We start from the raw sequence: 14,978 nt of genomic DNA on the forward strand, positions 1-14,978 counted from the left end.
TTTTTTGGTTTTGAAACTTAGTTTAAAAAGTTCATCACCTTGAATGAATGTTTGTTTCCTGATTTATCAGTTACAATGACGATGAACAATTGTTTGGTAGAGAAATTTCTGTTTTGCAGGTAGATTTCTTTATTGCTCTGAACGTTATCATAACTCACTAATATTTGCCCAATACTGTTGAAAACAGACACCTGAGCAATTTCTTCAGCATCATTTTTCACTGTTAAAACATCATTATTGAAATAGGTAACAGTACTTGTGCTTTGTGGTTCAATTTTAGCCGCAGAGAATATTTTATTCCCCGATTGTGATGCAAAATAAGCGGCATACGCCTTAGATAATTCAGACGAATTACCACAAGAAGAAGCATCCCAGTTTACGGACCAAGTCATTAAACCTCTCAAATCTGGATAAGGGCCTCCGGGTTGCATCGTGTACGTTCTTCCTGAAAATGTGGTTCCTGTTCTTAAATAATGCAAAGCACTAATTCCTTCGGCCGAAGTAATAAAACCACTACCTGCTGCACTTGGACAAGCGGGTAATCCTATAAGGATTTTTGAAGGTGGTAAACCATCAAAACGCATTCCAGTTGTACCAATGTTATACCCTTTTACAAGCATATCAGTTAGGGCGGTCACCATATTTGCTCTCTTAGCTGAACCATAGTATTGACCATCTAATCCGTTTTCTCCACCTGTATTATACAATTGTACGGCTAACAAATCCAATTCATTACGTAAGTTTTGAATAATTGGCAGAAAGGAACCAAAAGTATCATTATAGGTAGAATATCCTCCTTGTACGTATTGTGTTTCCGGAGCTGCAGTTAATAAAAATCCAGGACCATAGTGCGCTTTTAATTCTTTGAAAGCATCCACCACGTTTTTTAATCTTGGATAAGCAGAAATACCCGTATAAGAAATATCTCTTAAACCTCCTGCACTAAAATTCATCGATCCGCCTTCAAAATCTATATCAACTCCATCAAATTGATACTCGTCAATAATTGCTTTTAGGCCATTAACAAAAATATTTTTTTGAGCTACATTATCTAAAACAACATGGCCATTTTGACCTCCAATAGAGACAATAACGGGAACACCACTATCTCTTAAGGATTTTATATCATTTTTCAACAACTGTTTATTGAAAACACCATTAGTCAAATATCTGGTGTCATTTGTAGTTAGTACTGGTGTATAACCATCACGATTCACTGTTTCTACGAAAGAATAATCAACCACGTTAAACTTGCTTCCCACCATTTGAGAAAAATATAAAAATGGAGCAGAAGCGTTTTCCCAAGAGTGGGCATATCCTAAAATTATCTTTGAAGGAAGTGGAATAAACCTATTATTGTTTATCGGAGCTATTTTAATGGTATTGTTTAAAGTAGTTACGCCAGATTTGTTATCAGTTGCTTTTATTACAACTGGATAATCCTGATAAGCAGATGGTGTAAAATTATACGTATACGTATTGTTTGCTCCCGCAGCCATATTAAAAGTACCTCCGTTGATTGTGATAGTTACCCCCGAAACTGATCCGTCACTATCAACAGCTGTAACTGAAATTGGCACTACCTGAAAAGAACTTTGGTTTACAGTAGTATTTGATGGAGTATTCCAAGTAATTACAGGCAATGAATTAGGACAATTTGCACCTGAGCAATTTAATGTAAAACTATACGTTTTTGAATCTGTTGTTCCGTTTGATGCAGTAGCCGTAACCGTTAACGTATGGCTAAGCGAAAACTGATTTGCAGCTGGTGTCCAAATAGCTGTATAAGTTCCCGAAGAATTGGTAGCACTCAAACTTTGTCCATCTAAACTAAATACAACCGACGAAATTGTAGTGGCATCGCTGGCAGTTAATCCAACACTTGCTGCAAAATTAACTGCACTTCCTAAATTTATAGCAATCGCTGAAGTTGTTGGTGCAGTAATGGTAACCACTGGTTTAGTCGCAACTACACTTTGAGTATTAAAATTAAATACTTGTGGTGCAGTTGGAAGATTTGTTTGTGGATAAGATGGTAAATAAGTAACATCTTGATTTTCCCAAGCATTAATCTTTAGACTTAAAAAAGTCTTATAACCATTAATGGCAGCATTTTCGAAATGATAATTTCCTTGGGCATCTGACAAAGTTGATAAGTTGACCCATCCGTGAGTATCATCGGTATAAGGTAAAATCAAATCTACTTTTATTCCAGCTACTGGAGCTGTTCCATTCTTAACAGTCCCGCTAATTAAATACCCATTGGCAACATTTTGCGTGAAGTTTAGAGTCTTACTAGAAGCAATAGCCGTATAAATAATAGATGACGGACTAAAACTTAAACCCGTTTTTGAAGCGGTTACAATATAATCTGATCCTGCAATTAAATTAGACAAAATATAATTTCCGCTGGCATCAGAAACTGCGGTAAGCGTTGTAGTTCCAGAAGTTGCTGAAACCGTTACACCAGCAACTGCCGTTGTACCATTTTTAGCCGTTCCGCTTACAGTGTAATAAACAGGCGTTACTACATTTTGCGTAAAACTTAAGGTTTTGTTTGCACTAATGGCATTGTAAACCGTTGAAGCAGGAGTAAATGTTAGTCCAGATTTTGCAGCCGTTACTGTATAATTAGATCCTGAAACCAAATTTGCTACAGTATAATTACCCGCTGCATCTGAAACAGCTGTTAAAGTTGTAGTCCCCGAAGTTGCTGAAACCATTACGCCAGAAACTGGAGTTGTTCCGTTTAAGACAGTTCCGCTTACGGTGTAATAAACTGGATTAACAACTGTTTGAGTAAAGCTTAACGTTTTGTTAGAATTAATAGCTGTATAAACTGTTGAAGCTGGAGTAAATGTCAAGCCCGTTTTAGTGATTGTAACGGTATAATCAGATCCTGAAACCAAATTTGCTACAGTGTAATTACCCGCTGCATCTGAAACAGCTGTAAGAGTGGTTGCACCGGAAACTGCTGAAATTGTTGCAGCAGAAACTGGAGTTGTTCCGTTTAAAACAGTTCCGCTTACGCTGAAATAAGTTGGCGTAACTACTACATTCGTATTAAAATCATAAATTGTTGCCGTTGCAGGAATCGGAAAGTTAGTCAGATTGGATGGCAAATAAACGACATCTCCATTTTCCCAAGCGTTCAATTTTAAACTTAAAACTGTATTGTAGCCACTTAAAATATCATTACTAAAACTATATTTTCCCTGTGCATCTGTAATGGCAAAAACACTTTTCCAGCCATGTGCATTATCTGTCCAAGGTAACACCAATTCTACTTTTGCACCAGGTACCGGAGTTGTTCCGTTTTTTACCGTTCCGCTAATTTTATTGCCGCCAATTACCACAACATCTTGAGAGAAGTTTAATGTTTTATTGGCATTTAAATTACTGTAAACAGTTGAAGCTGGTGTATATGTCTGACCAGATAAGGCAGCAGTCACTGTATAATTGCTTCCGGAAGGTAAACTAAGTGAATACATACCGCTTGCATTGGTAACGGCCGTAAAATTTCCGCTTGTAGAAGCTGCTGTAACGGTCACGCCCGAAACCGGAGTAGTGTTGTTTAAAATTGTTCCGCTTACCGTGTAATTTACAACTGCCGCACCTTGCGTAAAATTTAATGTTTTATTGGTATCAATTGCGGTATAAACTGTTGAAGCAGGCATATATGAAAACCCTGATTTTGCAGCTGTAACGGTAAAATTTAACCCAGCTGTTAAACCTCCAATAGTATAAACTCCGCTGGCATTTGAAACCGCAGTTAGAACTGTTGTTCCTGAAGTGGCAGAAACCGTCACACCAGAAACTGGGGTTGTACCGTCTAAAACAGTTCCGCTAACAGTGTATAAAGGCTGCGTTCCCTGAATTACTACCGCAGTCTGATTGGTTGTTACATTTGTTAAAGTAACAGGTGTAAAAGTGTAAGTTGCTTTTGATGCTGTAAGCGAATAATTTTGCCCTAAAGCCAAATTATTAAAAGAAAAATTACCTGTTGTAGCAATCACCGTACTTAAAACAGTATTGCTTGCATCGCGCAACTCTACTGTCACATCTGGAACTAAAGCTGTTCCGTTTTTTACAGTACCGGCTATACTTACACTTCCTGGCAAAATGCTTCCGAAAGAAGTATCTACCTGATTGAGTAATGCGTTTGGAATTGCTCCTCTTGTGTCCTGAGACAGCTCCCAAATCATTCCTCCTGCCAAATTTTTTGATTTAATATATTGCACTTTCAAATCCATTGATTGTTTATCTTCATAACTGATAAACTGTTTCAAAGTGGCATTATACAAATAAGGTACTTTTGTTGTATTATCAAAATAACGAACCCAGCCTGCAGCTGCAGCCGTTGGCGTAACCAACATAGTATTGGGATCTAAGTAAGGATGCGGGTTGGTAACCGGATTCCCGACCAAATCACAGATTTCGATACTGCCCGATTTTTCACAAGCGGCCGGACCATCCCAAGTACCTGTAGGATTTTGTGGATTGGTACATCCCGGAACTGAATATCTTGGTGCACTAACAAACAATCCTGGAAGGTTAGGATTAGTACCGTTATTAGCAACGTTATCAAATTTTTTGCCGTAGAAAGGCAATCCCATGATTAGTTTATTCGCAGGAAAACCCACAACATTTAAAAATTGATTCGTTAATTCATCCAATGACTCTGATTGTGTTGCTCCATATAATGGATCATTGGTATTGCCACTTGCATACAAAGGCGCATTGTAACATGTTTTATCATACCAGTTACCCCCAAGATCATATCCAAAATAAGTGATATAATCGCAATACGTGGAAATATCTTCTGTCATTCCGTATTGTGATCTGTTGTTTGGACCTAGATATTGCGCACCTACTTTTCGAACATTGTTTCCAGCAGCAATGGTAACCAATTTATTAGGCATTGCAAGACGCATTGCTTTTAATAAATACACTAAATTTTTGTTGTCATCTGGGCTGTACTTTTGTGGAGGAATTGGAGTTCCATTGATTACCTCGGTACCATCGGTTCCTCCAGAAAGAGGATATTCCCAGTCAATGTCAAACCCATCGATAAAAGGATAGGTTGTTATAAAGTTTGCCATATCTGTAGCCAAAGCGGCTCTTGCGACAGGACTTGCAGCAATAGGAGAAAGATCCTGACCTTTGGTCCATCCTCCGACAGAAATTAAAATTTTTAAATGCGGGTACTTTTCTTTTAACTTTTTCAAGTCATAAAAATTCCCTTTTACGGGAGCATCCCAGGGAATTCCACCTTCTGTGTGCTCAAAATCGGCATAAGTATCCAAACATTTTAGTTTGGTGTTCTGTGGCTGGGCAGGATCAAAAGTCGTCCCATAAAAAGAATAATTCAAATGTGTCAATTTGCTACCATCAATTTTAGGAATATTAAAATCCCGGGCATAAATCGACCATTGCGCGTAGTATCCCACTACCTTTTTACCGTGGGCTGGTTGCGCCAACACGAGTAAGGGAAACAGTAATAAAAAAAGTAAGCTGTAATAATGTTTCATAATTAATAAATATTGGTTAATAGAAAATTCAAAATAGGATATCCTAAATGCACAGTTGAGCACTCAGAATATTAAAAATGGATTCAATTCATTACAATTGGACTAGAATTGCAATTCATTAAAAAATGAATTTGTAAAACTTCTATAAATAAAAATTACTATTACTACTTTAGATCAAATCATCGGTAAATAGTACGGATTGATATTTATATGTGATTTAAATATTTGGTTTAAACACAAAAGATAAATTGATAATTTATCACTCTAAATATTTGATTTGTTTTTTCATTGGTTTCTTTTCGATACTATTTGGTTTTAGGGTTAATATTTTATTTGAATATTTTTCGGTTATTTTTTTATGCTTTTAAAGAGTATTTCAATCGATTTTTCGCCATCATTATCCCTGCCAGAAATTCCGACAGAGATAATTTTTCCTAAAAAAAACATGGCAACTAAAACTATTGAATACTAACTCAAATTAAACTTTCTCTATCAATTTCTTCAAGCTTGTATATACCGCCAACTCTATATCTGCGTGATCTTTTGTATTACAGGCTTCGATTAAATTTTTTAAATCTGTTATTTTTAATGTCTGTTTATTATCTAAAAAAAGTAACAATTGCTCTGATGCATTACTTAATTTTTCGGCCAAAGGCAAAATTGGTTGTAGTAGCGGAGCATTGTGACTCAACTGAATAAGTTCTTTATTTACAACCACCCATTTGCTTAAAAAAGCAGCGACTTTTGCTTTGTTTTCGGGAGATTGAGTTGCTAAATACTGATTGACAGCTTCATCAAAAGGAATTACGTCCTTTGCATCCGGGGTGCAAGCATCAGCAAAAAGAGTAAATGGAGAATACATTTGATATTCTGTTCCGTCTTTATTTCTCGAATATCCTTTTAAGGGTTCGCAAACATTTGAAAATTCATCAAGTGCTTGTATGTTTTGATTGTTTAAAATATTTCTAAGGATAACTGCTTTATTTCGAATGTGAGTCAATCCTAATTCTTCTAATCGAAAAGAAACTGTTTCGAGACGTTTGCGCATATTGGCAACATCCTTAATTTCTTCGGCAGACCAAAGTCTCTCGGCAATCGCTGCTGTCCTTGGCCAGAGTCTTGAATCAATGGTTGTTGGTGTTACCAATTCTGTCCACATAGTTGCCTCGCCTCCTAATATTCTGGCCTTTTCCTCGGTAGATAATGATACTCCTGCCGGCATCGGATCGTTGAGATAATGGCTATCGACACCCAGTACCAAATCGATATAATATCCGTTTGATAAAACAGTTTTATAACCATTTTTTACGGCATTTATTAAGGATTGACCCGTTGGAACTCCTTCGTTAGCGCCTTTCCAAGAATGAATAATAGCGTCTTTTGTCATGTCTTTTGTCATGATCTCTTCCCAACCCATTAATTGTTTTCCGTGTTTTTTAAGCATTGGCACCAGTTGCATCGTAAAATAAGTTTGCAATTCATGGTTGGTCGCCAAATTGTGCTTCTTTTTGAACTCCTGGATTTTTGGGTTCGCATCCCAATCTTTTCCTTCATTTTCGTCTCCTCCTATATGAAAGTAAGACCCAGGAAATAATGGGCACACCTCATCAAATAGTTCGCTTAATAGCTGGTATGTTTTAGGATTTGAAGGATCTAATGTTGGCGAAAAAATACCAGCATTTCTTTCAATTCCATAGGTTACGATTGCCGTTCCCTGAATATTTTTTTCTGAAGTTCCGCCTGTGAGCGTCATTACTTTGCTTCCTATTTCGGGATAAGCCGTTAAGATTGCCGATCCGTGACCCGGAACATCTATTTCCGGTACTACCAAAATACCACGCTCATCCGCATATTTTACGATATTTTTTATTTCTTCCTGTGTGTAATACATTCCATCTGAGGCCAATTCTATCAGCTTTGGATGTTTTGGCGTTTCGATTCTCCAACCTTGATCATCAACCAAATGCCAATGAAAAACATTCATTTTCATTGCTGCCAATCCATCTATATTTCTCTTAATCACATCCACCGGCTGAAAATGTCTTGCCACATCAATCATCAAACCTCTCCATGTAAATCTGGGAAAATCTGAAATTTGAGAATTCGGAAAATAAAAAGAAGTAGCATTATTTTGTAACAATTGTAGCAGCGTTTCAAGACCGTGCAAAGCCCCTAAATCACTAGTAGCGTTGAGTATAATTTTATTTTGTTTGATCTCTAAGTGGTAACTTTCGTCTTCGTACAAACCAATTTTTCCGTTCTTATCACAATTAATTTGCAAAGAAGCCGAAGGGAATTCATTTAATTTTGCAATAAAACCCTGTTCAAAAAACATTCCTGTTCTACCATCCAACCGGCGCAAAAAACGAGTAACTCCTCCAAAAATTCTAGAGTTAGGATTTCCGGTAATGTTTACTTTAAAATTTTTATCTAAAGTAAAATTACCATCATTTAAAACAACGTTTTGAGGCCAAGGCATAAGATGTAGCTGCTCTTTTTTTGTTTGAGCAACAGTTGTTAAACCCGCAAATAGTAGAACTAATAAATATTTCATTTTAATTTTTTTTTTGAAAAGTGGTTCTCCGAAAACAACCATAATAAATAAGGAAAATCAACAAAACTGAGACGACCTCTACTAAACCTCACTTTCGCTTGACAGCTATCTAATGTTTTAATTTGACTCCCTTTAAACCGAATCTTAAAGAAACCTTTTAGTAATCAAAGCGCTTAAAAGCTTCGATAGCTTCGTATTCTGCCAGACCTAAATCGTCGTACAAAACAGCTGTATTTTTATTACGATCTTCTGCTCTAACCCAAAATTCTCTGGAGTCATTTCCTTGAAACATCACCCTGTCTTTCTGAGATTGATGGTACAAAATAGCATGACGTTTGAGCAATACTTCCGAAGGGCTTAGAGGAACTGCCATATCTATTTCATGAATATCCCATTCGTGCCAAGCACCTCTGTAGAGCCATAACCAGCAATCATCCATATAAGATTGAGATTTTAATTCGCCCATTGCAGCAAAAATTGCGTTCAGACAAACTTCATGCGTTCCGTGCGGATCAGCGAGATCACCAGCAGCAAATACCTGATGCGGTTTTATTTGAGCAATAATATCTTTTACGATCGCAATATCTTCTGCGCCAAGCGGATTTTTCTTGACCTGTCCTGTTTCGTAAAAAGGAAGATCTAAAAAATGAGTATTTTCATCTTTTAATCCGATGTATCTTGTTGCGGCATACGACTCTCTTCTGCGGATAAGTCCTTTTAATTTTCGAACTTCCAAAGAATCTATTTGATTTTCAGATTTGTTATTCAAAAATTGAATAACCGATTTGAAATTAATTTTACAATCATTATCACCCACAAAATCGTTGCAGACTTCAGCAAACTTTAGTGCTTCGTCATCTGTAACCGCTATATTTCCAGAGGTTTGATATACCACGTGTACATCATGTCCTTGTTTTATCAATTTTGAAAAAGTTCCACCCATAGAAATGACATCATCATCTGGGTGCGGACTAAAAAGAATGACTCTTTTTTTGGCAGGATTGGCTCTTTCTGGTCGGTGAGAATCATCTGTATTTGGTTTCCCTCCGGGCCATCCTGTAATGGTATGCTGTAACACATTGAACATATTGATATTCAAATCATAAGCAGAACCTTCTTGCGCCAAAAGATCAGACATACCGTTATTGTTATAATCACGATCTGTCAATTTTAAGATAGATTGTTTTGTTTTTTGGCACAACCAAACAATCGCTTTACTTTTTAATTCTTGTGTCCAAATACACTCTCCAACGAGCCAAGGTGTTTTAAAACGCGTTAGTTCTGAAGCAGCAGATTGGTCTAAAACAAAAGTGGCATTAGAATGATTTTGTAAAAATGTAGCAGGAACTTCAGAACTAATATCACCCTGAATGGTTCGTTTGATGATATCGGCTTTGTTTTGTCCCCAAGCCATTAATACGATTCTTTTGGATCTCATAATAGTAGAAACTCCCATGGTAATCGCTCTTTTTGGAACATTATCGATACCATTAAAGTCTGACGAAGCATCTACTCTAGTAATATGATCCAGCGTTATAATACGGGTACCCGAATTGACGTGCGATCCCGGTTCGTTGAAACCAACGTGACCTGTACGTCCGATACCTAATAACTGAAAATCAAGGCCTCCGACATTTTTAATATTCATCTCGTAGTCGATACAATATTGATTCAATTCATCAATTGCTACAGTACCATCCGGAATATTAATATTGTTCGGATTAATATCAATATGATTAAAAAGATGTTGGTGCATGAAATAGTGATAACTCTGATTATTCTCTCTGTTCATCGGATAATATTCATCCAAATTAAAAGTAATCACATTGCTAAAACTCAAGCCTTCCTGTCTGTGCATTCTCACCAATTCTTCGTATACTTTTATAGGAGAAGAGCCGGTTGCCAAACCCAATACGCAAGTTTTGCCTTTTTCTTGTTTTGATCGAATTAGCTGAGCGATTTCTTGTGCTACAATAACTGAAGCCTCTGCCGAATTTTTGAAGATTTCGTTGTGAATTTTTTCAAATCGAGTCTCTTCAAATTTTCCCGCACTTTTATAACTAATATCAGGTTTTATCTCTAAAGCACTTTTCATTTTTTTCTTTTTGAAGTAGTTATCGCTTTGGTTTTTGAAATAGCATAGCTAATTTTCATTACCTATGCTATTTACTAACCAAACTTAATATTCTCTTTTTTTTTATTTTTCTAGAAGTTAGGACCAGTAGTATCCCACCAAAGTCGTGTTCCTCCGTTGTCTGCACCTCCTAATTTAGCAACACCAGAAGCAACGCCTCCCGAATTACCCGCTTTCTCAGATTGTACAAAATTGATTCTTCTTACCCCAAACTCCGTTGTAATGGTACCTCCACTGTAATTTTTAAGTACTGGGAAAAGTTTAGGATATCCAGTTCTTCTGTAATCAGACCAAGCTTCTTGTCCTTCAGGGAAACCTGCGATCCATTTTTGAGTAATGATTTTTTGCAGTTTTACTTCGTTAGTTGCAGCGGCATCCCATGCAATAGTAACATTGTTTACTGCCGGAGAATTATTTACAGGAAAATTAGGGTCTACATAAGCTGTAGGTAATTTTACATTATCTGCAATATAAGCGGCTGCACCAGAAGCTCCTCTTTGCTCAAATGAAGCTGTGATACCTGCTTCGTATAATGATTTGGCATCACTTCCCATGTTCCATCCTCTCAAGGCTCCCTCTGCTCTTAGGAAATAAGCTTCGGCAGTTGTCATAAGAACAATTTCTTTGGATTTAATAACAGCACCAACACCCGAAAAATCCTGATGATCTGATTTGGCTGCAATATCAATACCTGTGCGTACTCCTTTGTACTGCCCCGGAAACTGAGTCGAAGTATCAAAATAAGTAGCAATTCGGGGATCATTATAACCTGTTAAAATAGACTCCATATCGGCGGACATGCGAATATCTAACCAAGCACCACTAATGGTAGAAATTGGATTATTATAGACTGGAGATACAATTTTGAATAAATCAGCATTGGCAGTAAAAACACCAAATTTTTGAGCGACAGCTTTTTCAGCTTCCGTTTTTGCCAGGGCAGGATTTACTTTTACAATACGCATCGCTAACCTTAAACGTAAGGTATTGGCAAATTTTACCCATGCTTTATAATCTCCTTTGTATCCAGACAAATCAGTTGTAGCAAAACTTGTAGCCTCGCCAGCATCTACTCTTTTGGTTAATTCGGCAACTGCAAAATCTAATTCGGCAAACATTTGCGTGTACACTTCTTGCTGAGAATCATATTCTATCGTTGCATCTGTAGTTCCAAATTTAGAATAAATAATAGGACCGAAAGTATCTGTTAATCGGTGCATACCTTCCACTTTTAGTATCAGTGACAATGCATAAAACTGATCGTATTTACCTTTCGATTTTTGTGCAATATCGTATGCATTAAACATTACGTTACTATATGCATAATCCCAAATAAATCCATTCCAACCATCAACTAATGAGTAAGTTGTATTGTTTATACCTCCTGCAAAACCCGTTGGAGTTGCCATATAACCTGACCAAATATCGCTATTTAAGCCCTGTTGTAATTGGTATACCCATTCTGGTGTCAGAACCTGAATATTGTTAAACATCGGAGCAAATCCTCCTTTAATATGATTAAAATCTTGTTCAAACAGTTCGGGAGTAATCCCATTGGGATTTGTATTAATATCTTCAAAATCACCTGTACAACCTACTGCTGTAAGTAGCGAAATACAGATTGCTGTTCTTTTTATCGTATTTAATTTCATGTGTTTAAAATTAGAATGTTACATTTAAATTAAGACCTATACTTCTTGTAGATGGTAATCCGTAAATATCAACACCTTGTAAACCCTCACCTGTACTCAATGCAATATTTGGATCAAACGGTGCATCTTTGTAAAGGAAGAATAAGTTTCTGGCAATTAAAGAAACATTTGCTGTTTGGATAAAAGGTAAATTTTTTGGATTAAAATTATAGCCAATAGAAATCTCTCTTACACTTACGTTGGTTGCTTTGTACACATATTCTCCTGTAATTCCTGCTCTACCACCTACCTGAGTGTAGTAAAGTTGCGCATCCATGTTTGAAACTGGTGTTCCATCGCTGGCTCTTACAGCATTAATTGGTACTCCGCCCGCATTTCTTGCATCTCCTGTAGCTTTAGAAACACCAAAAGAATCATTTTGAGCCTGTGTTAAACTCATTACGTCACCACCAAAACGACCATCAATTAATACATTTGCAAAGAACGAACCTACTTTGAATGAGTTAGAAAAACCTAACATAAAATCAGGATTAGAATTACCAACTTCTTCAAAATCAGTTTTTTGAATAGTACCATCATCATTCAACAACATTCTTCCCTGAGCATCTTTTTTGATGTTTATACCTTCTATAACACCAAATGGCTTACCTTCAATTAAAGCATATCTGTAACTGTTTACACCTGCCTCAGTCAAATTAACTCTACCACCTAATTCAGTAGGGATTTCTTTTACTTTATTTTTGTTTTGAGAGAAATTAATGCTTGAATCCCAAGAGAATTTTTCTCCTCTGAAAATACCTGCTGTAACAACTGCTTCAAAACCTTTATTCTCTATGCTACCTGCATTGATACCATAAAAATCAACTCCTTGTGAGTTTCCTTTTGGGGCTACAACCTGTAAATATTGGTTTTTAGTTTCTGAATTATAATAAGATAATTCAAATCCAAATCTGTTATTAAACATTCTCCATTCTGTACCTACTTCATACTCAGATTTTAACTCAGGTCGCAATGAAGTTCCTTCCTTTGGTGCAACTTTTGGTTTTGGATCTGTAACGCCAGGGGTATAATAGTAAGTTGGAACCGTTACAAATGCATTAACATCATTACCCACCTGAGCATAAGTCGCACGAACTTTACCAAAATTAATAAACTCCGGAAGTGTAGTCATTTCGCTAATGATAGCTGTTACACCAACAGATGGATAAAAATATCCAGCATTTTTTGTGTTTGATAAAGTTGAAGACCAATCATTTCTTGCTGCAATATCTAGATACAGCATTTCTTTGTATCCAAAAGTTGTAGCGGCAAATACCGATTGAATTTCTCTTTTGGCATCAATTGTTTGATAGTTACCAGAGTTATTATTGAAATTTTGTAATGTAAACCAGTTAGCATATTTTAATCCAGCGCCAATTCCTGAATCAAGAATAGTCTTTTGATTTCCTAATGTATTGTTGATACTGGTACCAATATTTGCATTAAAAGTAAAGTTTTCGCTAAAGTTAGTGTTAATAGTAGCTATCAAGTCGGCATAACGCTGTGTACTTAACGTATTTTCTACATAATAACGACCGTTTTCATGAGATATGGTACCTTGTGTAGTAGCATATATTTTTTTATCAAAATCACTTTCTATCCTGTTATAGCTATATCTACCAGCAATACTTAACCATTTATTTGCTTTATATGTCAATGCTAATGCACCATTAAAAAAGTTGTTTTTGTCTTCAGATTTATTTCTGTTAATTGCCCAGTATGGGTTTTGCATAATATCTCTGTTTGTCATCCAGTTTTGAGCCATTAAATTTCTGTTGGGATCAAAAACTTCATAATTATCTTTATAGAAATTAAAATCATTTCCTCTTGGCATCAAATACACTCCTGTTAAAGGATTGAAATAAAAACCACTCACAGGTTTATTGATGATCGTTTGAGAAGTATAATTGGCACTTGCCGTAAAACTAAGTTTATCCTCAAAGAACTTAGCGGTCTGACGCACACCAAAGTTATTTTTCTTAATACTATTGCCCGGCATAATCCCCGATCCAGATGTATTAGAATAGGTAAAAGAGGTAGTAGAATTTTCTGCAGAAGTAGAATAACCAAGAGAGGTAATTTGAGTAGTTCCCGTTTCGAAGAAATCTTTTACATGGTCTTTTGATTTTCCTGCAACACCCCAAGATTCATCAGCTCCCGGAGCAGCAATATAATCTGTTTGGAATTCCGGCAAATACGCAGCTGACTCAAAAGTAGTTACTGATGAAGCCGAAAGTACTGGTTTACCCGCTTTGGCTTTTTTAGAAGATAATAAAATAACGCCATTAGCACCTTGGCTACCATATAATACAGATGCAGCTGCACCCTTTAATACAGTCATCCCTTCGTAATCATCAGGATTGATTAAAGAAACAACATCTCCTCCGTCACGGTTTCCTGTAGATGTACTACCGAAACTATCATTTGGCTGTCCCGAACCACCATTATATAAAGGAATACCATCAATAACATATAAAGGCTGATTATTAGAAACTGAAGAGTTTCCACGAATAACAACCTTTGTAGAACCACCTGTACCTCCTGCACTTTTGGTTACGGCAACACCCGCAATTTTACCTGCGATAGTGTTGATAAGGTTGGCATCTTTTACACGAGTCAATTCTTCTCCTTTAAGCTCCTGAGCAGCATAAGTTAAAGATTTTCTGGTTTTCTTGATACCTAATGAAGTTACGACAACTTCATTTAATGCATTAGAAGCACCTTGTTGCATTTTTACATTTATTGTAGTTTCATCTCCTACCACTATGTTTTGCGTCTCAAGACCTACATAGCTAAAAACTAAAGTCTGTCCTTTTTGTACTTCAATGGTGTACAAACCGTCAAAATCGGTACTTGTACCTTTTTGACTTCCTTGCACAGCAACAGATGCCCCTGGTAACGGCATCCCATCAGAATCTGTAATCACACCTTTGATATTCTTTACCTGAGCAAGTGAAACTTGCGTTGTAAAGGCAATCATAAAGATTAAGAAAATTTTTTTCATGTTGATTTATTTTGTTAGTTATGGTGTAAATTTATTCTTAAGGTATTGTTAAAAAAAATAATTT

5 protein-coding genes are annotated in these 14,978 nt (G+C 36.4%); all 5 read right to left on the reverse strand.

Annotated elements, in window-relative coordinates:
• Positions 1-17 precede the first annotated feature (17 nt).
• Positions 18-5,531: a glycosyl hydrolase family 18 protein gene (locus tag LNP22_RS16255; RefSeq protein WP_229974399.1), complete on the reverse strand. Its 5,514-nt coding sequence runs from the start codon at positions 5,529-5,531 to the stop codon at positions 18-20.
• 478 nt (positions 5,532-6,009) lie between these two features.
• On the reverse strand, positions 6,010-8,085 hold the full coding sequence (locus LNP22_RS16260; RefSeq protein ID WP_229974400.1) for a beta-N-acetylhexosaminidase: 2,076 nt from the start codon (positions 8,083-8,085) through the stop codon (positions 6,010-6,012).
• 157 nt (positions 8,086-8,242) lie between these two features.
• A complete protein-coding gene (gene nagB / locus LNP22_RS16265) occupies positions 8,243-10,180 on the reverse strand; it encodes a glucosamine-6-phosphate deaminase (protein WP_229974401.1) in 1,938 nt (645 codons plus the stop codon).
• A 110-nt stretch (positions 10,181-10,290) separates the two neighbouring features.
• Positions 10,291-11,871 (reverse strand): RagB/SusD family nutrient uptake outer membrane protein, encoded by a 1,581-nt coding sequence (locus LNP22_RS16270; RefSeq protein ID WP_229974402.1) that lies wholly within the window; start codon positions 11,869-11,871, stop codon positions 10,291-10,293.
• Between the two features lie 10 nt (positions 11,872-11,881).
• Complete coding sequence (locus LNP22_RS16275) at positions 11,882-14,914, reverse strand: SusC/RagA family TonB-linked outer membrane protein (RefSeq protein ID WP_229974403.1); 3,033 nt, start codon at positions 14,912-14,914, stop codon at positions 11,882-11,884.
• Positions 14,915-14,978: the final 64 nt, after the last annotated feature.

Source organism: Flavobacterium flavipigmentatum, from assembly GCF_020911905.1.
GTDB classification, from domain to species: Bacteria; Bacteroidota; Bacteroidia; order Flavobacteriales; family Flavobacteriaceae; genus Flavobacterium; species Flavobacterium flavipigmentatum.

What these genes read in the sequence shown, in the direction of transcription:
- LNP22_RS16255 (WP_229974399.1), bottom strand. Translation starts at nt 5,531, where the DNA reads ATGAAACATTATTACAGCTTACTTTTTTTATTACTGTTTCCCTTACTC.
- LNP22_RS16270 (WP_229974402.1), bottom strand. Translation starts at nt 11,871, where the DNA reads ATGAAATTAAATACGATAAAAAGAACAGCAATCTGTATTTCGCTACTT.
- LNP22_RS16275 (WP_229974403.1), bottom strand. Translation starts at nt 14,914, where the DNA reads ATGAAAAAAATTTTCTTAATCTTTATGATTGCCTTTACAACGCAAGTT.
- LNP22_RS16260 (WP_229974400.1), bottom strand. Translation starts at nt 8,085, where the DNA reads ATGAAATATTTATTAGTTCTACTATTTGCGGGTTTAACAACTGTTGCT.
- nagB (WP_229974401.1), bottom strand. Translation starts at nt 10,180, where the DNA reads ATGAAAAGTGCTTTAGAGATAAAACCTGATATTAGTTATAAAAGTGCG.